This window comes from Enterobacter cloacae complex sp. HYC080_NIDB (assembly GCF_056673325.1).
In genome coordinates, this window is record NZ_CP114212.1 from 2,585,421 (window position 1) to 2,607,836 (window position 22,416).

General features: G+C 54.6%; 18 protein-coding genes, 1 other RNA gene and 1 pseudogene. 6 read left to right on the top strand and 14 right to left on the bottom strand.

Annotated elements, in window-relative coordinates; translation table 11 throughout:
* Positions 1–53 precede the first annotated feature (53 nt).
* From O1723_RS12245 to O1723_RS12260, 4 genes and pseudogenes are all read right to left on the bottom strand, one after another.
* Positions 54–695 (bottom strand): helix-turn-helix transcriptional regulator, encoded by a 642-nt coding sequence (locus O1723_RS12245; protein ID WP_014883524.1) that lies wholly within the window; start codon positions 693–695, stop codon positions 54–56.
* A 1-nt stretch (position 696) separates the two neighbouring features.
* On the bottom strand, positions 697–1,209 hold the full coding sequence (locus O1723_RS12250; protein ID WP_023337169.1) for a fimbrial protein: 513 nt from the start codon (positions 1,207–1,209) through the stop codon (positions 697–699).
* 11 nt (positions 1,210–1,220) lie between these two features.
* Positions 1,221–2,168, bottom strand: coding sequence for a fimbrial protein (locus O1723_RS12255; protein ID WP_038421352.1), 948 nt, complete (start codon positions 2,166–2,168; stop codon positions 1,221–1,223).
* A gap of 11 nt (positions 2,169–2,179) precedes the next feature.
* Positions 2,180–4,441 (bottom strand): annotated as a pseudogene (locus O1723_RS12260) (fimbria/pilus outer membrane usher protein); the annotation flags it as partial.
* Between the two features lie 67 nt (positions 4,442–4,508).
* Between O1723_RS12260 and O1723_RS12265 the strand changes: the two are divergent.
* Positions 4,509–5,206, top strand: a protein-coding gene (locus tag O1723_RS12265) for an IS1-like element IS1A family transposase (RefSeq protein ID WP_223826526.1) whose coding sequence is annotated in 2 segments (ribosomal slippage) — positions 4,509–4,758 and positions 4,758–5,206 — 699 coding nt in all. Because the reading frame shifts where the segments join, the coding sequence is not laid out codon by codon here.
* On the opposite strand, the gene O1723_RS12270 is transcribed toward O1723_RS12265, so the two are convergent.
* Positions 5,141–5,491, bottom strand: a complete 351-nt coding sequence (locus O1723_RS12270) for a FimD/PapC N-terminal domain-containing protein (RefSeq protein ID WP_479983830.1) — start codon at positions 5,489–5,491, stop codon at positions 5,141–5,143. The two genes, O1723_RS12265 and O1723_RS12270, sit on opposite strands and share 66 nt — an antisense overlap.
* A gap of 39 nt (positions 5,492–5,530) precedes the next feature.
* The gene (locus O1723_RS12275) at positions 5,531–6,187 is read right to left on the bottom strand and encodes a fimbrial biogenesis chaperone (protein ID WP_248190522.1); all 657 of its coding nucleotides are present in this window, start codon (positions 6,185–6,187) and stop codon (positions 5,531–5,533) included.
* Here O1723_RS12275 and O1723_RS12280 point away from each other — a divergent pair.
* Positions 6,167–7,135 (top strand): IS5-like element IS903B family transposase, encoded by a 969-nt coding sequence (locus O1723_RS12280; RefSeq protein WP_000654804.1) that lies wholly within the window; start codon positions 6,167–6,169, stop codon positions 7,133–7,135. The genes O1723_RS12275 and O1723_RS12280 overlap by 21 nt on opposite strands.
* Positions 7,136–7,352: 217 nt before the next feature.
* Here O1723_RS12280 and O1723_RS12285 read toward each other — a convergent pair whose 3' ends face one another.
* Positions 7,353–7,883, bottom strand: coding sequence for a fimbrial protein (locus tag O1723_RS12285; RefSeq protein ID WP_032645360.1), 531 nt, complete (start codon positions 7,881–7,883; stop codon positions 7,353–7,355).
* 418 nt (positions 7,884–8,301) lie between these two features.
* Here O1723_RS12285 and O1723_RS12290 point away from each other — a divergent pair, with 418 nt between their 5' ends.
* Both O1723_RS12290 and O1723_RS12295 read left to right on the top strand, forming a co-directional pair.
* Positions 8,302–8,961, top strand: coding sequence for a helix-turn-helix domain-containing protein (locus O1723_RS12290; RefSeq protein ID WP_014883518.1), 660 nt, complete (start codon positions 8,302–8,304; stop codon positions 8,959–8,961).
* A gap of 69 nt (positions 8,962–9,030) precedes the next feature.
* Positions 9,031–9,660, top strand: a complete 630-nt coding sequence (locus O1723_RS12295) for a helix-turn-helix domain-containing protein (protein ID WP_023332791.1) — start codon at positions 9,031–9,033, stop codon at positions 9,658–9,660.
* Positions 9,661–9,710: 50 nt separating this feature from the next.
* Here O1723_RS12295 and O1723_RS12300 read toward each other — a convergent pair whose 3' ends face one another.
* From O1723_RS12300 to ydiJ, 3 genes are all read right to left on the bottom strand, one after another.
* Positions 9,711–9,905 carry a YdiH family protein gene (locus O1723_RS12300; protein ID WP_003857766.1) on the bottom strand — a complete coding sequence of 65 codons (195 nt, stop codon included), beginning with the start codon at positions 9,903–9,905 and terminating at the stop codon, positions 9,711–9,713.
* 85 nt (positions 9,906–9,990) lie between these two features.
* Entirely contained in the window at positions 9,991–10,401 is a 411-nt protein-coding gene (menI, locus tag O1723_RS12305; RefSeq protein ID WP_014883516.1) for a 1,4-dihydroxy-2-naphthoyl-CoA hydrolase, read from the bottom strand.
* Positions 10,398–13,454 carry a D-2-hydroxyglutarate dehydrogenase YdiJ gene (gene ydiJ, locus O1723_RS12310; protein ID WP_023337164.1) on the bottom strand — a complete coding sequence of 1,019 codons (3,057 nt, stop codon included), beginning with the start codon at positions 13,452–13,454 and terminating at the stop codon, positions 10,398–10,400. Before ydiJ ends, menI begins: the two co-directional genes overlap by 4 nt.
* Positions 13,455–13,654: 200 nt before the next feature.
* Between ydiJ and ydiK the strand changes: the two genes are divergently transcribed.
* Positions 13,655–14,770 carry an AI-2E family transporter YdiK gene (gene ydiK / locus O1723_RS12315; RefSeq protein ID WP_014883514.1) on the top strand — a complete coding sequence of 372 codons (1,116 nt, stop codon included), beginning with the start codon at positions 13,655–13,657 and terminating at the stop codon, positions 14,768–14,770.
* Between the two features lie 218 nt (positions 14,771–14,988).
* Here the strand turns inward: ydiK and O1723_RS12320 are convergent.
* A protein-coding gene (locus O1723_RS12320) for an IS1-like element IS1A family transposase (protein WP_223826526.1) occupies positions 14,989–15,686 on the bottom strand; the annotation gives its coding sequence in 2 pieces (ribosomal slippage) (positions 14,989–15,437 and positions 15,437–15,686; 699 coding nt in all).
* Positions 15,687–15,756: 70 nt separating this feature from the next.
* Between O1723_RS12320 and rprA the strand changes: the two genes are divergently transcribed.
* An RNA gene (gene rprA / locus O1723_RS12325) (antisense sRNA RprA) lies at positions 15,757–15,864 on the top strand.
* Positions 15,865–15,869: 5 nt separating this feature from the next.
* Here rprA and O1723_RS12330 read toward each other — a convergent pair.
* From O1723_RS12330 to ppsA, 3 genes are all read right to left on the bottom strand, one after another.
* Positions 15,870–18,245 carry a glycoside hydrolase family 3 N-terminal domain-containing protein gene (locus tag O1723_RS12330; protein ID WP_023338260.1) on the bottom strand — a complete coding sequence of 792 codons (2,376 nt, stop codon included), beginning with the start codon at positions 18,243–18,245 and terminating at the stop codon, positions 15,870–15,872.
* 3 nt (positions 18,246–18,248) lie between these two features.
* Positions 18,249–19,649: an MFS transporter gene (locus O1723_RS12335; RefSeq protein ID WP_023337162.1), complete on the bottom strand. Its 1,401-nt coding sequence runs from the start codon at positions 19,647–19,649 to the stop codon at positions 18,249–18,251.
* A gap of 233 nt (positions 19,650–19,882) precedes the next feature.
* On the bottom strand, positions 19,883–22,261 hold the full coding sequence (ppsA, locus tag O1723_RS12340; RefSeq protein ID WP_014883511.1) for a phosphoenolpyruvate synthase: 2,379 nt from the start codon (positions 22,259–22,261) through the stop codon (positions 19,883–19,885).
* Positions 22,262–22,416: the final 155 nt, after the last annotated feature.

Sequence of the window (22,416 nt, forward strand, 5' to 3'; positions counted from 1 at the left end):
GCGCGATAATGAATGACACTATTGCGCCCCTGGTATGATATTGGGAATACTGGTTAACCATGATGGTGAGTCAGATAGTCTCGCAACCGGTTTCCAAGGGTATTCTTCTCCACCATCCTGTGAATCAAGGCCACCAGCTCAAAATCACTGCGCAGGTTGAATTTTTGCATCAGCAAATATTTATGGGTAAAAATAGTTTTATCACTTGTTTTAAGCTTATTCGCGATCTGCCCTACCGATAATCCTCTGTAAAAATTCACCATAACGCGAATTTGCTGTGGCGATAATATTTTATGCTGGCATTCGCTGCAGCTTCTCTTCCTCCAGTGAAAGCTTGAGAGCTGTGTGCGGTACCATGCGATAAACAGCGCCTCGGTGATCCTGTCCAGCGAAGCGCGGCGGGAGATAAAAATCATATCCTGAAAACAGGACGGATATGTAGAGAAACGGTGTTCATCATCCACCAGCCCAACCACAATTCCTTTTTTCCGCGCCTGTAATTCAGGATAACAGGTCAGGGTTTCCCCCTGACATAAAGAGAGAAAAATAATATCGGCGGCACTGACATTTTCATGAGAAAGTTCGCCGTCAAAGTGAAGCAGATGTTTGAAATTATGAAAGAAGAAATCCTCAAGAAAACACTGCAATCCCGCTCTGAAAAATGCGTCGGTCTCTTTAATCACAATATTCAGCATATCAGTTGTACTGCATCGTCATGACCACGACGGCACTGATGCTCCCCGGCGTCGCACCGCCGGTGAAGGATCTGACCGATGCCAGCATGGCTATCGTTGCCGTTCTGTCTGCTGAAACAGGTTGAGTGAGGCTTGCACCCGTTCCTTTCAGCACGCCTGTCGCGGCCTCACTCATCGCAATCGCAACGTGCGTGGCCGAACCGCTGTTCATGTAATAATCCGCTCCCGCATCCGGATCGGGAGTGCCGGTAAAGGAGACCGTCACGCTGCGCGTCCCCGTCGGGCACTGGGTAAATAACAGGTTAAAGGGCATAGGATCGGATGAAGATCCCGGCGTAGCCATATTTGATGCCTGTATATTGCCAAGATTAATATTCAGACTGGCATTCCCTCCATTAAATATACACGGAGCTGCAATAATATTGCCGGTAACGCTGACATTAACGCTGTCCGCCGCAAAGATATTGCTGCTTATTACTGTGGCGGCGAGCGCGGCCGTGCGCAAAATATTCATCGCTTTATCCATCACTGATACGTCAAATTTAAGGTCGCAGAGGCATTGGCCGTGCCGGGCTCAACCGTCGTTTTTGTCTGGTAATAACGCGCCGTTAACGGAAATGTCTGCTGACCGCCCGCGGCAACGGTTAACGGCAGGCGCGTATTTAACGCCAGCGGCGTGCCGTTATAGAGCAACTGAACGCCAACCCCTTTCGCCGTGCCGGTATTCCCTTGCCCCGTAAGTGCCAGCACGCTCGTCGTCGCAACGTCCGGGTTCTGAATACCGCTGATCGAAACATTCACGTTGGCGCCAGGATCTGAGTTAAGTCCAAGATTTTGCGTATTCCGGGCGCCCGCCGGTGTGGTGCCCACCGTCGAGCCAAACGTCGCCGCAGAAATATCGCCGATAGGGAACGTCAGCTGCGGGGTGGTGATGCTGCAGGCCAGCACGTTAACCGTTCCCCCCAGCAGCGTGGTCGTCAGAGCATCACGGTAAATGCCATCGCTCCCCTGCAGCATCACCACGCCCAGTACTCCCGGCGTGAGTGAACCTGACGCGACCGGTCCGGTCACGATAAGTTCTATTTTACCGCCCCACCATTCGACATAGCTGGCCTGCGCGGTATAGGAAAAGGTATTGGTCGGATTTTCAAAATATCCCCCAGATGAAAAACGAATACCAATTCCACTTACGTTTGTGTCATAGACGTGATTTCCGAAAGCGCTCTGGGTTGCATTCAGATATCGCATGCTAAATCCCAGCATTACCGGACTCGTGCATCCCGTTAAATAGGCGCTGGTGATTGACGCATTACGCGAAAATAAAACGGTACCAACGGCCACATCGCGCTGCACCGTAATGGTGCCGATGGACAACGTAGATTCCTGGGGCGTAATCGTCGTGCAGGTGCCTGCATGGGCACTGCTCCAGCCTGCTGCGATACACAGCAGAAATATCATCGTAATTAAGCGCATTTTAAAAAACCCTAAAGACAATTGACGTTGAGTTCGGTAATTCCGCCTGCCGATGATGGCGGAGGGAGGACGAACGGTGCGCGGCATTGCCGGTCGCTTTCCGTACCCCAGGTCACAATGACGGTTCCCCGCGCATCCAGACCGGTGAGATAGACCTGTCCTTTATCGCCAACAATAACGCTGCTGTTATCGACACCGTTCAGGCTCGCCATTGCCCCGAAGGGAACAAATTGGCCGTTATGCGTTAAATTAAACAACACCCGGCGCCCCACCTTCGCCTGATAATCAGCCACCACGATCGCGCCACGCGTCGGGGTCACTGTGCGGGTATTAATCTCCAGCTCAACATCATCCGGCATACTTTCCGGAGCAAGGGCGATCTCATTTTTACGGTAAACGGAGAGATTACTGACCACCGTATAGCCCCGGTAATCCGTTTTGACCCCCGCCTGATTACGGATATCAACATCGTGCGCACCCGGGGCGCTAACCAGCACATTGGTCTCACCGAGAGGCTGTGAGAAGGTGATCCCTTCCCGGTGAGCGAGAACGCCTCCCTGCAGGCCATAGTTAAGGCTCTCGCTGTTTTTGTCGTAGCTGTAGCCCGCCGTCAGTTCAGCGTAGGTTCCTTTATAATCACCATTCAGGTTGCCCGTGTAGCCCACGCCATCCGACCCGTACCCCTGCTGCACGTTCCAGTTCAGCGCATGGTTTTCCAGCGCCACCCCGTTCAGACCGATGTTGTGTGTGGTGCCGTTATGCTGACTGGCGCTCACGCCATAGTTAGCCCAGGTTTGCGGCAAAAATTTCTCAAGGGGAATACTGACGTTGAAAGCCACGAGCCGATCGCTGTCGTATCGTTTATTACCATCATAAGAACCCGCACTGCCGTTTTTACTGTAAGTCCAGGTCAGTCCGTAACTGATGTTGTCCCAGTAGTTGTTGTAACCCAGGCTGTATGACGCCATCGTTTTACCCGAATTCCAGTAGTCTTCACGGGCCGCGCTCAGGGTCAGCGAACCCAGATTGTTGCCTAACGTCTGGCTCATCGTCAGTTCGGCCCGGTTGCGACGCCGGTCCTGAAGCGCAGTGCTGTCACCCCAGGAATCGAGGATCTCCTGCATGCCGTAGTAACCGCGGGTCGAGTAGCGGTAGCCTGCAATCGAAAACTGGGTTCCGGTCCCCACAAAGTTCTTGCTGTAACGCGCGCGCCAGGATTGCCCGTTGGATTTTTTGCCGTCCTGCGGGGTGGACCAGGCCTGGGTCACGTCCGCAGAAATCGCACCCAAATCGCCCATGTTTTTCCCGAGCCCGGCTGCGACAGACTGGTATTTGCTCGACGCCTGCAACCCACCGTAGAGCGTGACGCCCCGCGAAAGACCATAGATCCCGGTGATTTGCCCAAACGGCGTCTTATCAACGTTATGGTTATAAGAGCGGTACTGGCCCCCGGTCAGCGCATATTTCAGGCGCCCCTCGCGCTGCAATACCGGCAACGAGGCATACGGTAGAGTGAAATGTTGCTCACTGCCGTCAGATTCCTTAATGGTGACATCCAGATCGCCCGCGCCGCCCGTGGGGTACATATCCGTAATTTCAAATGCACCAGGCGCAACATAGGTCTGATAAATCTGATAGCCATTTTGCCGCACCACCACCTGGGCATTGGTCCGCGCGATACCGCGAACTACGGGTGCATAGCCTTTCAGCGAATCCGGCAGCATGTCGTCGTCGGAAGCCAGTTGTCCGCCGCGAAACGGCATACTGTCGAACACGTCTGCGGGCGCGGCGCTATCGCCCAGGGTGAGCTGTGCGTTGAGCGATATAATGGCCCGCTGTGCGTAGGTGTAGACGGTATCCCACGTGTCCTGGCCCGTCTCATCCCGCGACCAGGTGGTGTAGTTGCGCAGCCGCCACGGCCCAACGTTAATGCCCGGGCGTAAGTTGGCGTATTGACTGTTACTGTTCTTAATGCCGGCCTGTTTTGCCCGGCTGTTCGCCCCGCTCAGGCTGTAGTTGAGCATCGCGGCGGTGATCCCTTCATCCCATTGTTCCGGGGAAACATACCCTCGTGCAGGCAGATCGATCGCGGCCTGAGGAATACTGATGACCAGCCGCTGCGCGCCGAACTGAAAATCGGTACTGGCATGCGGGATTGCCTGCAGGTTGACACAGGATGTCGTTTCGCTCGTCAGGCCGGGGAACAGTGCGGTTTTGACGCCCCAGCTTTTTAGCTGTGCAATACTCAGGCAAGGCAGCAGGCTGTCATTTCCCTTCTCATCGTTGGTGATGCTGCCAACTTACTGATTTAGTGTATGATGGTGTTTTTGAGGTGCTCCAGTGGCTTCTGTTTCTATCAGCTGTCCCTCCTGTTCAGCTACTGACGGGGTGTTGCGTAACGGCAAAAGCACTGCCGGACATCAGCGCTATCTCTGCTCTCACTGCCGTAAAACATGGCAACTGCAGTTCACTTACACCGCTTCTCAACCCGGTACGCACCAGAAAATCATTGATATGGCCATGAATGGCGTTGGATGCCGGGCAACCGCCCGCATTATGGGCGTTGGCCTCAACACGATTTTACGTCACTTAAAAAACTCAGGCCGCAGTCGGTAACCTCGCGCATACAGCCGGGCAGTGACGTCATCGTCTGCGCGGAAATGGACGAACAGTGGGGCTATGTCGGGGCTAAATCGCGCCAGCGCTGGCTGTTTTACGCGTATGACAGGCTCCGGAAGACGGTTGTTGCGCACGTATTCGGTGAACGCACTATGGCGACGCTGGGGCGTCTTATGAGCCTGCTGTCACCCTTTGACGTGGTGATATGGATGACGGATGGCTGGCCGCTGTATGAATCCCGCCTGAAGGGAAAGCTGCACGTAATCAGCAAGCGATATACGCAGCGAATTGAGCGGCATAACCTGAATCTGAGGCAGCACCTGGCACGGCTGGGACGGAAGTCGCTGTCGTTCTCAAAATCGGTGGAGCTGCATGACAAAGTCATCGGGCATTATCTGAACATAAAACACTATCAATAAGTTGGAGTCATTACCCTCATCGTTTACTGCAATAAAATCAATATCGCCCGTCTCAATAAGCTGGTCGTCAAGAATGATATCAACATGGTATTTCCCTGGTGCCTGCGAACCGGATTCAAACGCAGATAAATCGGCTTTTGCCATCCCGGGATTATCCAGCTCCACCAGCTCGGCGTTAAAGGTTTCCCGGGCATGCGCCACAGATACAGCATGCGTCAGCGCGAAGGTGATATAAACAGCCAGACGCGCGGGTTGCATTTTTATATTTTTCGTTGCCATCATCATAAACCTGACCCACTAATGAGAGCGCCCGTTTTTCAACTATTAAAAACTGGCCTGGTGTCTTATTCCCGGGCTGCCATAATCGTTAATCACGCTGAACTGGATCTGATTGCCAGAAATGCCGGGCGGTAAGCTAAATGCAGCCACTGCGCCCGGCGCCACCCATGAGGCCTCCTCCAGTTTTTTACCCCCGACGTTTATGTCATTAAAGTTAATGACATAGGGTGTAGGATTAGAGACCTGGATTTTATTTCCGCTGCGGGACCAGGTTAATTTATTTACCTGTTCCTCCGGCGTTGACGCCTTCAGCTTTTCCGGACGATAAATAAGCTTGATGCGTGTCTTCACGGCAATCTGCAATGAATTAACCTGTTTCGTGGCTGACGGTATCGCTTTAATGTTCAGCCAGAACAGACTTTCCTTATCTTGCGGCAACGAGCCGGTGAGCAAAATACGTTCAATATTCTGCTGACCACCGTTAAGCCTGTAGAGCGGTGGGGTGATGATAAAAGGCGATTTATTAGCATTACCTTCTGGCATCTCAATCCAGGACTGGATTAAGTAAGGGGCTTCATCCGCATTATTGATGCTGATGGAGGCTTCTTTTTTTCCACCATCAAAAATAACGCGGGTACCGCCAATAATAGGCTTTGTTGAATAAATCGAACTTTTGCTGAGTTGAAGGATCAGATCACGCATCTTCCCGACAACGCAGACCGTTCCGTGGCAAAGCAAAAGTTCAAAATCACCAACTGGCCCACCTACAATAAAGCCCTCATCAACCGTGGCTCCATAACTTTCTGGCTGGATGATGAAGCTATTCAGGCCTGGTATGAGTCAGCAACACCTTCTTCACGAGGCAGACCTCAGCGCTATTCTGACCTTGCCATCACGACTGTGCTGGTCATTAAACGCGTATTCAGGCTGACCCTGCGCGCTGCGCAGGGCTTTATTGATTCCATTTTTTCTCTGATGAACGTTCCGCTACGCTGCCCGGATTACAGCTGTGTCAGCAGGCGGGCAAAGTCGGTTAATGTCAGTTTCAAAACGCCCACCCGGGGTGAAATCGCACACCTGGTAATTGATTCCACCGGGCTGAAGGTCTTCGGTGAAGGCGAGTGGAAAGTCAAAAAGCATGGCCAGGAACGCCGCCGTATCTGGCGTAAGCTGCATCTCGCCGTTGACAGTAAAACACATGAAATCATCTGCGCTGACCTGTCGCTGAACAACGTTACGGACTCAGAGGCCTTCCCCGGGTTAATCCGGCAAACCCACCGGAAAATCAGGTCAGCCGCCGCCGATGGCGCTTACGATACCCGGCTATGTCACGATGAACTGCGGCGTAAGAAAATCAGCGCGCTTATCCCTCCCCGAAAAGGTGCGGGTTACTGGCCCGGTGAATATGCAGACCGTAACCGTGCAGTGGCTAATCAGCGAATGACCGGGAGTAATGCGCGGTGGAAATGGACAACAGATTACAACCGTCGCTCGATAGCGGAAACGGCGATGTACCGGGTAAAACAGCTGTTCGGGGGTTCACTGACACTGCGTGACTACGATGGTCAGGTTGCAGAGGCTATGGCCCTGGTACGAGCGCTGAACAAAATGACGAAAGCAGGTATGCCTGAAAGCGTGCGTATTGCCTGAAAACACAACCCGCTACGGGGGAGACTTACCCGAAATCTGATTTATTCAACAAAGCCCCAATAATAACCCCGGCAGAAGCCTGTGACAGCGACGCCATAATAACAGCCGCGCTCAGCAGGGCTTTGCTAATAACATTCATTTTGAACCTCTTGATACAAGGGGGCAACACCTGCCCCCAGACAACACCTTGCGGAGCGGACTTTTTGCTGCTGAGTAATTAGTTATAAACAACAGAGAAGTTAGCGACGGAGTTTGCAGGACCGGATGTTACCGCTGCCGCCGTTGAAATATACTGCGCATAGAAATCCAACGTATTGTCAGCACTGCTGCTTAACGAATAGTTGTAGCTATTGCTGCTATGCAGCGGCAGGTCGGCTTTATCAGCAGTCATCAAATTGATGGCAACCCCGGTTGCGGCACCGGCGACGGACGTATCAATCGCCAGCAGATCCGTATTGGTCATATCGGGCGTGCCGTCAAAACGGACTTTGGCACTGGTCACGGTTACCGGGCAATTCTTCAGAATAATATTGAATTTCGTTGCCGCCGTTCTTGAACCGGTGGTTGGAAATTCTGTTTTATAATAATCACCTAATACCACCACCTGGTTTTGAGAGGCCACCGCAACATCGCAGGCTGAATCCAGGATGTTGCCATTAAAGTTTACGGTGCCCGCAGCCGCAAAGGCATTGCCCATCATTAAGGCGGAACCTGCCGCTACCATTGCTAAAATAATATTCTTTTTCATAATCATCATGTTCCTGTTTACTGGATAACTTTATTTATTATTGAAATTCACGTAGCAGAAAGCCGATAAAAGAACCAGTTAACATTCTTTTATTTCCCAATCGATGGCATAAGGTCTTTCTGACTGACTGGATAAAATTTATATAATCATTTTCCTGAAAACAACTTTTTGATGGTCTAGCTGTAGACTGTGATTTAACGAAAAAACAACATTTATCACAGCAGAAAATTATCGAATAGTGAGCGAGTCTAATTGTAGACCCGACACACTTTCTCCTGTGATTCAGAACGTTAGACTCCTGAGATCCCCCGGTCTACTTTTAGACCTGCGGGGAATATTCCCTGAGTTGTTCATTTTTAAGATAATTCCCTTCGCAGATCAAAAATTGATCATACAAAGCGTCGCTGTGAGGTATCTTATGAATACGCGTTTAACCACCCAACTGAATAATCACCAGTCCTCAGTTCTGGATTTAAAACCGTTCGCCCATATAGACACGCTGATTAAACATGTTTTGCCTGTGGCCAACAGAATGATCATCGGCCGTGGCGAAACGGTACATTATTATAAAGATGATATTCGGCAATGCTTTCTGCTTCTCCAGGGAAGCGTGGCGCTTCATCGGCGCGGCGACGGCATTGTTTTAAACTCTGAATCTACTCCTTTTATTCTCGGTGTCAGCAGTCAGTTTTCCTCTGAGCACCTGTATGTCCGGGCGCTGGAGACCGCAGAGATCGCCCGCGTGCCGCTGGAGAGCTTCAATCAAATTGTGTCGCAACATAATTTATGGGAGCACTTTTCTAAGCTGCTTATTTATACCGCCTCGCGGGTCTACGAACATTGCGCGCAAATATCGCAAATGTCGGCCTACGATATTATCCGCTTCCAGCTTGTAGAACTGATGCAGGAACCCGACGCAATCCGGTTAAATACGACGGCGGCAGCCTACATCAAAAGCCGGACCTATCTTTCGCGCAGCGGAATTATGCGTATCCTCTCGGAACTGCGCACCGGGAAGTACATCACCATGGAGCGTGGCGTGTTGCTCGACATTCATCATCTGCCACGAAAATATTGACCGCCACCGTGCCGCCAGAGACGATAGACGCTATACTTAGCCAGGTTTATTTAAAGGTTAGCAGCGACCATGTCCCTTCCAGAAACGCCTCAACGTGGCTCCCCCTACGCGCAAGAGCTTATTTCTCACTTACTGCCTGATTGTACGACACGACAAACCGCTCGCGGCGAGCGACTTGACCTTCAGATCGATGGTCAGGGAATGTGCTATTTAATTCTTGAAGGGACGGTCGCTATCTACAGAAGAAGCGACGATATGATGCTCTCCACGGCCCGCAGCCCCGCCCTCTTCGGCCTCGCTAATCTGACCGACATTTATTTTAATGACTACCTCAAGACCGTAAGCCCTTGCCTGATAGGCACGCTCACCGCCGAGCGGGTTAATGACATCATCAAAGAAAAGTCCTTGTGGGGGCTGCTTTCAAAACAGCTCATGTTTGTTTATAGCCGTCTTTATAACAACGTGATGCCTCAGGGGGCACCGACGGCGTATGAGATGATTCGCCAGCAGCTCATAAAGCTGATGGAGGAAGATGAGAGCTATCGCGGCAGCGTGACGGCGGAAAGGTATATCAGGGAGAAAACCCAGCTCTCCCGAAGCGGGGTCATGCGCATTCTGGCCGATTTAAAAACCGGCGGGTTTATCGAAATGGAAGAAGGTCGTCTCCTTAAAATCAACAAACTTCCTGCCAGATACTGAATGTCAGGCACAAAAAAGGCCGCAATTGCGGCCTTTTCAACAACACTCACTCAATGGACGTGAACGCCCAACCGCCAGGCAAAGTAGATCTCTTCTTTCAGTTCATTCGAAGAGAGCGCCAGCAAATCTGTAAATTCCAGCTCAAGCTGTTTCAGCTTTTTCAGGTACTGCGCCGGAGACAGGTTGCTCTTATCGCGACGTAAATATTCAATTGCCAGCTGTGTTGGGGTTATTTCAGTATCCATGATGTCCTCGCTTATGTACAAATCCTGACCAGTATATCACAACCTGCTGGCTAGTTTTTGACCAAAGGCAATTCATCTGAAAACTTTACACGACCGCCGTCGTCAGACGCGACGAGCAGCAGAGGCGATCCTGCTCATCGAGGATATCAATCTGCCACACCTGGTGACGGCTGCCGGCATGGAGCGCGCGGCAAATACCGCGTACGCGTCCGCTGCGCACTGAGCGAATGTGGTTAGCATTCACCTCAAGCCCGACCACCTTCTGCTCACCTTCGGTGCAGAGATACCCTGCAACCGAGCCCAGCGTTTCGGCCAGCACGACGGACGCACCGCCGTGCAATAAACCAAACGGCTGATGAGTCCGATGATCGACAGGCATTGTGGCCTCAATATCATCGTCGCCAATGCGGGTAAACTGGATATCCAGCAGCCCCACCATATTCCCCTCTCCCATGGCATTCAGCGCCTGCAGCGTGACGGCACGTTTCCAGATCATCCAATTATCTCCAGTAAAGCCTGTAATGGGTGGCGTACGCCGTTACCTTCTACCCGTTTCACCTGGCTGCGACAGGAGTAGCCCGTCGCCAGACAGCGGTTTCGCGGCAAACGCTGCATGGCCTGGTGCCAGGACAGCTCATAGATGCCGAGCGAACTGGCGTGGTTTTTCACTTCATGACCGTACGTACCGGCCATCCCACAGCAGCCCACGTTAACGCTCTCCAGCTTCGCCCCGAACCGGGCAAAAATGGATGCCCATTGCGCCGGGGCGCCGGGCAGCGCCGTCACTTCCGTGCAGTGGCCGAACAGATACCACGGTTCACCGCTGACATCCTGAATCGCGCGCGCTTCCAGGGCTGCCGGCAGCCACTCATGCACCAGCATGACGTGGAATTCGCCGCGCTTATCACCCAGCGTCTGTTTATATTCATCGCGATAGCAAAGCACCAGCGCCGGATCGACGCCGACCATGGGTATACCCAGTTGCGCCACACGGTTTAAGAAGTCAGCGGTTTTCCGCGCGGTCTTCGCAAAACGCGTCAGGAAGCCTTTAATGTGCTGCGCCTTGCCGTTGGGCGAGAACGGCAGAACCACGGGCTGATACCCCAGTTTTTCGGTCAGGCGGATGAAGTCCGCGACCACCTGGGCGTCGTAGTAGCTGGTGAACGGATCCTGCACCACCAGCACGACATTCGCTTTTTGCTCGGGGGTGAGCGCCTCAAGCTGTTCCAGGGTCATGTTTGCCGAGCGATGCCCGACAAGCTGGCGCTGCAGAGACGGCACCGACAGCAGCGGCAGATCGACCATACCGATATGCTTTTCGGAGAGCTTGCGCACCAGCGGCTGGTTGATAAAGAAGTTAAAGGTCTTAGGCGCGCGCGCCATCAGCGGTGCGTAACTTTCCACGGTTGCCACCAGATGGTCTCGCACCGGGCGCAGATAGCGCGTGTGGTAGAGCTGCAGGAAGCGCGAGCGGAATTCCGGCACATCGATCTTAATCGGGCATTGCGTCGAGCAGGCTTTACAGGCCAGACAGCCGGACATCGCCTCTTTCACCTCATGGGAGAAATCATACTCGCCCTTACTGGCATGCCAGCTATTGCGGGTGCGCTCCATCAGCGAGCGCAGGCTGGCCCGTTTTTCCGGTATCTGCTGCTCCAGCCTGAGCGGATCAACGCCGCGATCGGCCAGCAGGCGCAGCCATTCGCGCACCAGGGTCGCCCGCCCTTTCGGAGAATGGATACGGTTGCTGGTGATTTTCATCGACGGACACATCGGGCTTTTCACATCGAAGTTAAAGCACAGGCCATTGCCGTTACACTCCAACGCGCCGCGCCAGGAGGCACGTACCGCAATTGGGATCTGCCTGTCGTAGGTACCGCGTTTTACGGCATCCACCTGCAGCATTGGCGCATCCACGCCTTCAGGCGGGCAGATCTTTCCGGGATTGAGGCGGTTATGCGGGTCGAAGGCCGCTTTGACCTTGCGTAATTCCGCATAGAGCTGTTCGCCGAAGAAGGCCGGGCTATATTCCGCGCGGAACCCTTTCCCGTGCTCCCCCCACAGCAGACCGCCATATTTGGCGGTCAAGGCCACCACATCGTCAGAGATCTGCTTCATCAGGATCTCCTGCTGCGGGTCGCACATGTCCAGCGCCGGTCGCACGTGCAGCACCCCGGCATCGACGTGGCCGAACATGCCGTAGCTCAGGCCGTGGCTGTCCAGCAACGCGCGAAACTCAACGATATAATCCGCCAGATGCTCAGGCGGCACGCAGGTGTCTTCGGCAAACGGAATCGGCTTCGCTGCGCCTTTTGCATTACCGAGCAGGCCCACGGCTTTTTTGCGCATCGCATAGATACGCTCAATACCGGCCAGATCGTTACAGAGCTGCCAGCCAATCACGCCGCCTTCACCCTGCGCAATAAGATCATCCAGACGCTGGCAGAGCGTCGTCACCTGGCTCTCAATCAGTTCCGCGTCATCGCCAGCAAACTCCACGATATTGAGACCCAGCATCTCTTTATCCGGCACGTCGGTAATCAGCTCCCGCACGGAGTGCCAGACAATGTCCTCCCGCGCCAGATTCAGCACTTTAGAGTCGACGGTTTCTACCGACAGCGCCTGCGCCTCAACCATAAACGGTGCATTACGCAGCGCGGAGTCGAAGGAGTCATATTTGACGTTCACCAGGCGACGCACCTTCGGTAAACGGGTGATATCCAGCCGCGCCTCGGTGATAAACGCCAGCGTGCCTTCAGAGCCGGTCAACACCCGGGTTAAATCGAACTGCGTCAGATCGTCGTTAAAGACGTGACGCAAGTCGTAGCCCGTTAAGAAGCGGTTCAGTTTGGGGAATTTATCGAGGATCAGCTGGCGGTTGTCACGACAGCGCTCCAGCACCGTGCGATAAACACGCCCGATGGTGGTGTTGTCTTTACCCAGCGTTTCCGCCAGTTCGACCGGCATCGGCTGGGTATCAAGAATATCGCCACCCAGCAGAACCGCACGCACGCCCAGCACGTGATCGGAGGTTTTTCCGTAGACCAGCGACCCCTGACCGGACGCATCGGTATTGATCATGCCCCCAAGGGTCGCACGGTTACTGGTGGAGAGTTCCGGCGCGAAGAAGTAACCGTAAGGCTTGAGATACTGATTTAGCTGATCTTTGATGACGCCCGCTTCAACCCGCACCCATCCCTCTTCAGGATTGATCTCAATGATGCGGTTCATATAGCGCGACATGTCAATAATAATGCCCTGGTTCAGCGCCTGACCATTGGTCCCGGTGCCGCCGCCACGCGGCGTAAAGACCAGAGAGGCGAACCGCTCTTGCGTGGCCAGCCGGGCAATCAGCGCCACGTCGGCGGTTGAACGAGGGAAAACGACGGCATCGGGAAGAAGCTGGTAGATACTGTTATCGGTGGCCATCGTCAGCCTGTCGGCATAGTTCGTGGCGGTATCACCTGTAAAACCCTGTTGCTCCAGTGCCTGCAAAAAATTAAGCACCAGTTGAACGACGCCAGGTGCCTGAGAAATCTGTGGGATCATTACTGTCGACCCTAATTAGAGTAATGTGAAATCGTTTGCGTTGTGTCTGGAAAGTTTTATCACATTTTTTTCTTATGTGCTTCGTAGAATTACGGGCAAAATCCGCCTGTCAAAAACCGCTGAGATCATTAATGATTAGAGAGACGCGGTTTTCCGTTCCCGCCAGCCATACTGGCGTTCTTTTAAGGAAAGTTTTATTTATGGTCAATGTTCGCCAGCCCAGGGATGTTGCGCAAATTTTGCTGTCGGTGCTGTTCCTGGCCCTCATGATTATTGCCTGCTTGTGGATCGTTCAACCCTTTATTCTCGGCTTCGCCTGGGCCGGAACCGTTGTGGTGGCTACCTGGCCTTTGCTGCTGCGTTTGCAGAAACTGCTGTTCGGCCGTCGCGGTCTCGCCGTACTGGTGATGACGCTACTGTTGTTCCTGCTGTTTATTATTCCGATTGCCTTGCTGGTTAATAGCCTTGTGGACTCCAGTGGTCCGGTGATTCGTGCCGTTACCAGTGGCGATTTGACGCTGCCGGATCTCGCCTGGCTGAACAGCATCCCTGTTGTGGGTGCCAAACTCTATAGCGGCTGGCACAGCCTGCTGGAGATGGGCGGCAGCGCGCTGATGGCGAAAGTGCGTCCGTATATTGGCACCACCACCACCTGGTTTGTGGGTCAGGCGGCCCATATTGGTCGCTTTATGATGCACTGTACCCTGATGCTGCTGTTCAGCGCCCTGCTCTACTGGCGCGGCGAGCAGGTGGCGTTAGGCGTGCGTCACTTTGCCACCCGACTGGCGGGCAAACGCGGCGATGCCGCCGTGCTGCTGGCGGCACAGGCTGTGCGCGCCGTGGCGCTTGGCGTGGTGGTAACGGCCCTGGTACAGGCGGTGCTGGGCGGTATCGGCCTGGCGATTTCCGGCGTACCGTACGCGACCGTCTTTACCGTTGTCATGCTGATGACCTGTCTTGCGCAACTGGGCCCCTTACTGGTGCTGGTTCCCAGCATCATCTGGCTTTACTGGACAGGTGACACCACGTGGGGAACGGTTCTGCTGGTGTGGAGCTGCGTGGTCGGCACCATGGATAACGTGATTCGCCCCATCCTCATCCGCATGGGCGCAGACCTGCCGCTGATTCTGATCCTCTCCGGGGTGATCGGTGGGTTGATTGCCTTCGGAATGATTGGCCTGTTTATTGGCCCGGTACTGCTCGCCGTGACCTGGCGTCTGTTCTCCGCCTGGGTGCATGAAATTCCACCGCCGGAAACTGACCCGGACGTGATTCTGGGCGAACTGGAAGAGCTGGAAGAGAAGAACACGCATTAAGTTTTGTTGCCGGGTGGCGCTAACGCTTACCCGGCCTACATTCTTCCCCATAATACTTAAACGCCGCTAAAGTATTTATTCGTTGTACACTGGTCAGACCCGCCCTTTCAACAGTAAGTCTGCTATAAACCTCAAGAAATCTTTACTTCTCTTTAACTATTGAGACGAATCTGATCGACGCTAAAAGCGCACATGCCTACTATGGTAATGACTCCAACTTATTGATAGTGTTTTATGTTCAGATAATGCCCGATGACTTTGTCATGCAGCTCCACCGATTTTGAGAACGACAGCGACTTCCGTCCCAGCCGTGCCAGGTGCTGCCTCAGATTCAGGTTATGCCGCTCAATTCGCTGCGTATATCGCTTGCTGATTACGTGCAGCTTTCCCTTCAGGCGGGATTCATACAGCGGCCAGCCATCCGTCATCCATATCACCACGTCAAAGGGTGACAGCAGGCTCATAAGACGCCCCAGCGTCGCCATAGTGCGTTCACCGAATACGTGCGCAACAACCGTCTTCCGGAGCCTGTCATACGCGTAAAACAGCCAGCGCTGGCGCGATTTAGCCCCGACATAGCCCCACTGTTCGTCCATTTCCGCGCAGACGATGACGTCACTGCCCGGCTGTATGCGCGAGGTTACCGACTGCGGCCTGAGTTTTTTAAGTGACGTAAAATCGTGTTGAGGCCAACGCCCATAATGCGGGCGGTTGCCCGGCATCCAACGCCATTCATGGCCATATCAATGATTTTCTGGTGCGTACCGGGTTGAGAAGCGGTGTAAGTGAACTGCAGTTGCCATGTTTTACGGCAGTGAGAGCAGAGATAGCGCTGATGTCCGGCAGTGCTTTTGCCGTTACGCAACACCCCGTCAGTAGCTGAACAGGAGGGACAGCTGATAGAAACAGAAGCCACTGGAGCACCTCAAAAACACCATCATACACTAAATCAGTAAGTTGGCAGCATCACCGCCTACTATTAGCTCACGGTTATAGATCAACACCTTGATTTATAAGCATGGAAATCCCCTGAGTGAAACAACGAATTGCTGTGTGTAGTCTTTGCCCATCTCCCACGATGGGCTTTTTTTTATCCTGACTACGCGCGTGTCACTTCACAGGTACTAAGCATCCGCCATTCAGCGGGCACAACCCGCGTCTCCCCGGTGACGTTGACCGACACGATCTCACGGATGTCCGCCGACGATGCGCCAATCTGCAGTTCAAACTCACCCGGCTCAACAATGCGCTTGCCATCACGACGGGTGAAGTTAAACATCTCCACCGGCAGCGTAAAGTTCAGCGTGGCGGTCTCCCCCGGCGAGAGCGTGACGCGCTGGAAGGCCTTCAGCTCCTGGAGCGGTCGTACCTGCGTGGCGACCTTATCCCTGACGTAAACCTGCACCACTTCGCTGCCGCTGCGTTCGCCGTTATTGGTGACATCCAGACTGATGACCACCTCGCCGTCGACTGGCACGCTCGATGCCTCTACCTTCGCGGCTCCCCAGCTAAATTGCGTCCAGCCGAGACCGAAACCAAACGGATAACGTGCACCGAAGTGGAACGCGAACGGCGTCCCGCCGCTTTTCAGCTTGTGATTGTAGTAATACGGCATCGCGCCTGCGCTTTTCGGCACGCTCACCACCAGTCGTCCCTGCGGCTCGGCGCGACCGGTTAACACGTCCGCAATCGCCCAGCCACCTTCCTGCCCTGGCGCCCATGCCATCATCAACGCCGCGACCTTATCCTCCAGCCCCTGCAGGTTGTAGGGACGCCCGCCGGTCATGACAACGATGACCGGTTTTCCGGTTGCCACCAGCGCGTCCAGTAGCTGTTGCTGCACGCCGGGCAGGTTTAGCGAGTCGGTATCGGAGCCTTCCCCTACCGTGCCGCTCTGGAACAGCCCTGCGAGGTCGCCGACGCAGGCCACCACCACATCACTCTGCTGCGCAGCGTTTACCGCCTCGGGGATCAAGGCGGTACTCTGCGAAACCGGTGACTGCTGCATCGGTTTACCGCCGCTGTCGCCAGGGAAGACAGGTGCACCCGCCATGCGTTTTTCGATAATGTGACACCCTTTGGCGTAGCGCACGTTCGCTGCGCCCAGGTAATGTTCCAGCGCCGCGCGCGGAGTCGTCACCTGCGAAGTCTCTTCCACCATATCGCTGATAATCAGGTGAACCGGGAAACTGTAGCCGCTGAGCAGGGCCAGCGGATCGTCTGCGGTCGGGCCCACCAGCGCCACGCGCGGTTTTCCACCGAGGGGCAAAATGCCGTTGTTTTCCAGAAGCGTGACAGATTGCGTCGCCACGTCCCGCGCGACCTGGCGGGTTGCCTCGTTTTGCAGATCGATCCCGTTTTCGTCGGCATACGGGTGTTCAAACAGCCCCAGCCGGAATTTTTCGGTCAGCACGCGCCCCACGATTTCATCGACTTTTGCCATGGAAATCAGCCCACGCTCAACGGCCTCTGCGAGGTGTCGTGCGCAGTCATCTTTCGGCAGTTCAACATCAAGCCCGGCGTTGAATGCCAGTGCGGCCGATTCCGCCGCATCGTGGGAAATGCCATGGTGCTGATGCAGCAGGCTGACGCCGCCATAATCCGCGACAATGATGCCGTCGAAACCCCACTGCTCACGCAACACGGTGGTCAACAGGAAGCTGTCACTGTGTCCCGGCTGATTATCAATGTCATGATAGGCGGGCATCACCGAACCGGCATTGGCCAGCTTGACCGCCATTTCAAACGGCAGCAGGAAGGTGTCGTTCAGCTCGCTAAAGCCCAGGTGGACCGGAGCATGGTTGCGCGCCCCTTCGCTGAACGAGTGACCCACGTAATGCTTAAGCGTCGCCAGCAGATCGCGCTTATCGCTCTGCAACCCTTTGACGTATGCCGTCGCCATCACCCCCACCAGCCACGGATCTTCCCCGAAGGTCTCTTCGGTGCGGCCCCAGCGCACGTCGCGGGAAACGTCCAGTACCGGGGCCAGCCCCTGCTGGCAGCCCACAGAGCGCGCCTCTTTGCCAATCTGCTCTGCTGCACGCTGCACAAGTTCAGGGTTCCAGGTGGAACCGTAATTCAGCGAGGACGGGAACAGCGTTGCGTCTTTGCACAGCAGTCCTACCAGACACTCCTCGTGGAACAGCGCAGGAATGCCGAGACGGGTCTCTTCCATCATCATACGTTGCAGGCGGTTCGCCGCGCGCACGCCGGTTTTTGCGTCAACAATATGGGTGCCCAGCGGGCGGGTGATCTGCCCGACGCCCAGTTTTAGCCGTTCCCCGAGCGACGCCTGTTCGCTCACACCGGCGAATTCGTCGCTCAGATCGCTTCTCTCGCGGTGGTTACCGTTTTCGTCGAGGATCAGCCAGTAGGCATGCATCTGGGCGAACTTCTCTTCCGGGGTCATACGCGCCAGTAAATCGGCGACGCGCTCGTGCACGGGACGTCCCGCGTCCTTATAGATAGCTGTCATGTTTTACTCCTGTAGTGCGGAAGGGGTTGCCGGGCTGAGCTGCCCCGCTTCGGGTCTGAGCTCACGCTTGCTGGCCAGCTCACGGGCGATGGAATCCACCAGCCGGCTGTTAAGCTTGTAGATGGAAAGTAGCGCCACCATGCAGAGGAACAGCGCGCATGGGATAAGGGTGAAAAGCGCGTTAATGGTCGACAGCACGTGCGGCGTCTGGGCTGCCTGGCCCGGCGCATAATCCACCATGCCCAGTACCCAGCCCACCACCGCCCCGCCCAGCGCCAGGCCAAATTTGATGGCAAACAGCGCGGTGGAGAAGACCAGCCCGTCCAGGCGACGGCCGCTGCGATGCTCTTCGTAATCGACCACATCGGAGAACATGGTCCACTGGAGCGGTGTGGTGAGGTTTTGAATAAAGCTAAAGACAATGTTAAGGCCGAAGATCAGCCTGACCTGCGAAGGCGGCAGGAAGAAAATCAGCGCGCCGAAAATGACGAAGGAAATAATCGTCCACTGGTAAGCACGAACGCGGTCAAATTTCCCCAGCAGCCGTTCAGATAATAATGCGCCGCTTAAGGAGGCAACCATTCCGGAAACAATAAAGGCAAATACCAGATCCGGGCGCAACAGCACGTAGTTCACATAATACATCGTGGCGGAGCCGCGCGTTACCACCGCGGTCAGCAGCAAAATATTAAACAGGAACACAATACGCCACTGGCTGTTGCGGCCCAGCAGTTTTAAATCGGTAAGCATGGAGCCGGAGGTATCATTGCGCGGAGAATACCGCTCGCGGGTCATCAGGAAGCAGCAGAAGAACAGCACAATGCCCAGCAGCCCCATCAGGCTCATGGCATAGAAATAGCCTTTCTGCACGTTGCCCTGGCCCAGCAGTGAGACCAGCGGCAATGCGATAACCGTCACAATCAACCCGCCAATAAATGACAGACCAAAGCGCCATGACTGCAGGGAGTGACGCTCGCGCGGGTCCAGCGTCAATGCGCCCGGCATGGCGCAGTAAGGCACGTTAACCGCGGAGTAAATCAGGCTCAGGATAGCGTAGGTCAGGCAGGCATAAACGATTTTAGCCGTCGGCCCGACGTCCGGTACATAGAAAGTGATCAGGCAGCTTACGCCAAAAGGAATGGCAAACCACAGCAGCCAGGGACGGAAACGACCATGACGCGTCTGGGTGCGGTCAACCAGTGCGCCAATGCACGGGTCGACAAACGCATCAACCACGCGCACCACTAAAAACATGGTCCCCATAATGGCCGCGGGTAAACCAAAAACATCCGTATAGAAGTAAGCAAGAAATAACGTGGCCGTTTGCCAGACCAGCGCGCTGGCCATATCACCTAAGCCATAACCTATTTTATCTTTGGTACGCAATACAGAGGAAAGTGTCATTGTTATTTGCCTTTTTATCAGGTTAAAACGTATTTCAACCAGTTGCGCATCTTCTGAAGAGAAATGCGCAGTAAGGCTCAAGTATTAGCAACGCTTTGCGCGCTAACAATTGTCTAAATTAACAGACAAATTATGATATTTGGTTTTTTACTTTATTTGTGATGGGGAGCAAATAAGAAAACAAATAAAAAAGGCGAGGAATAATATCCTCGCCTTTTCGGGTCATGCTGGCGTTACTTGTTCAGTTCCGCCAGGCTCAGCCAGGTCTGCACCACGGTGTCCGGGTTCAGGGACAGGCTATCAATCCCCTCCTCCATCAGCCAGGCGGCAAAGTCTTCATGGTCAGAAGGACCCTGACCACAAATCCCGACGTATTTACCCTGTTTCTTCGCCGCACGGATGGACATGGAGAGCAGCGCTTTCACCGCCTCGTTACGCTCATCGAACAGCTCAGAGACCACGCCGGAGTCGCGGTCCAGGCCCAGCGTCAGCTGCGTCATGTCGTTCGAGCCGATAGAGAAGCCGTCAAAGTGTTCGAGGAACTGCTCGGCCAACAGGGCGTTGGACGGGATCTCACACATCATGATGATCTTCAGCCCGTTTTCGCCGCGCTTGAGCCCCTGACGCGCCAGCTCGTCCACTACCGCTTTCGCCTGATCCACGGTACGCACGAATGGGATCATGATTTCGACGTTGGTCAGCCCCATGTCGTTGCGCACGCGTTTCACCGCTTCACACTCCAGCGCGAAGCAGTCGCGGAAGCTGTCGGACACGTAGCGTCCAGCGCCGCGGAAGCCCAGCATTGGGTTCTCTTCTTCCGGCTCGTAGCGCTCACCGCCGACCAGGTTGGCGTATTCGTTTGACTTAAAGTCAGACAGACGCACGATCACGCGTTTCGGGTAGAACGCCGCGCCCAGCGTGGCGATCCCTTCGGTCAGACGGCCAACGTAGAACTCTTTCGGCGAGTCGTAGCCTTTCATCATCTCGCGGATTTCGTTCTGCAGCTTCGCGTCCTGGTCGTCAAACTCCAGCAGCGCACGCGGGTGCACGCCGATCATGCGGTTGATGATAAATTCCAGACGCGCCAGGCCAACGCCTTCGTTCGGCAGGCAGGCGAAGTCAAACGCACGGTCCGGGTTACCGACGTTCATCATAATTTTCAGCGGCAGATCCGGCATGGTATCCACGCTGGAGCTCTTCACGCTGAAGTCGAGGATATCGGCATACACGTAGCCCGTATCGCCTTCGGCACAGGAGACGGTTACGTTCTGTCCGTCCTTCATGCGTTCGGTTGCGTCACCGCAGCCGACAACCGCAGGAATACCCAGTTCGCGGGCAATGATCGCCGCATGGCAGGTACGACCGCCGCGGTTGGTGACGATGGCCGCTGCTTTTTTCATGATCGGTTCCCAGTCCGGGTCGGTCATGTCGGTCACCAGTACGTCGCCTGGCTCAATACGGTTCATCTCGCTGATGTCGTGGATCACTTTTACCGGACCGGCACCGATGCGGTGACCAATCGCGCGACCTTCCGCCACAATTTTGCCCTGGGCGTGCAGCGTATAACGCTCCATCACCTGACCGCGAGAACGGACGGTCTCCGGACGCGCCTGGACGATAAACAGCTTGCCGGTGTTCCCGTCTTTCGCCCATTCGATATCCATCGGACGGCCGTAGTGTTTTTCAATCTGCACCGCCTGCTTCGCCAGTTCCTGCACTTCGGCGTCGGTCAGGGAGAAGCGGTCGCGCTGCTCCTGCGGCACATCTTCAATCTTAACCTGCTTGCCATGCTCCTGGGTTGGGGCATAGATCATGCGGATTTTTTTCGAGCCCATGGTGCGGCGCACCACCGCCGGGCGACCCGCGGCCAGCGTCGGCTTGTGTACATAAAATTCGTCAGGGTTCACTGCGCCCTGCACCACCATCTCACCCAGACCCCATGCAGAGGTGATGAACACCACCTGGTCGAAGCCGGATTCGGTATCAATGGAGAACATCACGCCGGATGAGCCTACGTCTGAACGCACCATGCGCTGGACGCCAGCGGAGAGCGCGACGCCGCGATGGTCGTAGCCCTGGTGCACGCGATAGGAGATGGCGCGGTCGTTGAACAGGGAAGCAAATACGTGCTTCACGGCCACCAGCACCGCATCATAGCCCTGAACGTTCAGGAAGGTTTCCTGCTGCCCGGCGAACGACGCGTCCGGCATGTCTTCTGCGGTTGCGGAAGAACGCACGGCAAAGGAGGCCTGCGCATCGTCAGCGGAGAGCTGGTTGTAAGCATCGTGAATGGCTTTTTCCAGTTCCGGCTGGAAAGGTGTGTCGATGATCCACTGGCGGATCTGCGCCCCGGCTTTAGCAAGCTCGGTCACATCATCAATATCCGTTTTATCCAGCAGGTCGTAAATGCGCTGGTTTACACCGCTCTGGTCTAAAAACAGGTTAAACGCATCGGCGGTTGTGGCAAACCCGTTTGGTACGGAAACACCCATACCGGACAGATTTGTAATCATTTCACCCAGGGAGGCATTTTTGCCCCCAACTCTGTCTACATCATTCATGCCGAGTTGGTTATACCAAAGCACCAGCGGTGACGAGCCATTGTTGGACATCGAAACAATCCTTTTGTGATATTTGATCGGAGTAAGTAACACCTGACTACGTATTTATACTGGCATATTTATTTGCGCTAAAAAAACGGTGAATCGTGTAAGCAATTTAAATTTTCAACTTTTCGGATAGTTTCCCACCAGCGATTAACCCGATG

Excerpts from the sequence above, each read along its gene's own strand:
- O1723_RS12245 (WP_014883524.1), bottom strand. The coding sequence starts at position 695 with ATGCTGAATATTGTGATTAAAGAGACCGACGCATTTTTCAGAGCGGGA.
- O1723_RS12250 (WP_023337169.1), bottom strand. The coding sequence starts at position 1,209 with ATGAATATTTTGCGCACGGCCGCGCTCGCCGCCACAGTAATAAGCAGC.
- O1723_RS12255 (WP_038421352.1), bottom strand. The coding sequence starts at position 2,168 with ATGCGCTTAATTACGATGATATTTCTGCTGTGTATCGCAGCAGGCTGG.
- O1723_RS12270 (WP_479983830.1), bottom strand. The coding sequence starts at position 5,491 with ATGATGATGGCAACGAAAAATATAAAAATGCAACCCGCGCGTCTGGCT.
- O1723_RS12275 (WP_248190522.1), bottom strand. The coding sequence starts at position 6,187 with ATGCGTGATCTGATCCTTCAACTCAGCAAAAGTTCGATTTATTCAACA.
- O1723_RS12285 (WP_032645360.1), bottom strand. The coding sequence starts at position 7,883 with ATGAAAAAGAATATTATTTTAGCAATGGTAGCGGCAGGTTCCGCCTTA.
- O1723_RS12290 (WP_014883518.1), top strand. The coding sequence starts at position 8,302 with ATGAATACGCGTTTAACCACCCAACTGAATAATCACCAGTCCTCAGTT.
- O1723_RS12295 (WP_023332791.1), top strand. The coding sequence starts at position 9,031 with ATGTCCCTTCCAGAAACGCCTCAACGTGGCTCCCCCTACGCGCAAGAG.
- O1723_RS12300 (WP_003857766.1), bottom strand. The coding sequence starts at position 9,905 with ATGGATACTGAAATAACCCCAACACAGCTGGCAATTGAATATTTACGT.
- menI (WP_014883516.1), bottom strand. The coding sequence starts at position 10,401 with ATGATCTGGAAACGTGCCGTCACGCTGCAGGCGCTGAATGCCATGGGA.
- ydiJ (WP_023337164.1), bottom strand. The coding sequence starts at position 13,454 with ATGATCCCACAGATTTCTCAGGCACCTGGCGTCGTTCAACTGGTGCTT.
- ydiK (WP_014883514.1), top strand. The coding sequence starts at position 13,655 with ATGGTCAATGTTCGCCAGCCCAGGGATGTTGCGCAAATTTTGCTGTCG.
- O1723_RS12330 (WP_023338260.1), bottom strand. The coding sequence starts at position 18,245 with ATGACAGCTATCTATAAGGACGCGGGACGTCCCGTGCACGAGCGCGTC.
- O1723_RS12335 (WP_023337162.1), bottom strand. The coding sequence starts at position 19,649 with ATGACACTTTCCTCTGTATTGCGTACCAAAGATAAAATAGGTTATGGC.
- ppsA (WP_014883511.1), bottom strand. The coding sequence starts at position 22,261 with ATGTCCAACAATGGCTCGTCACCGCTGGTGCTTTGGTATAACCAACTC.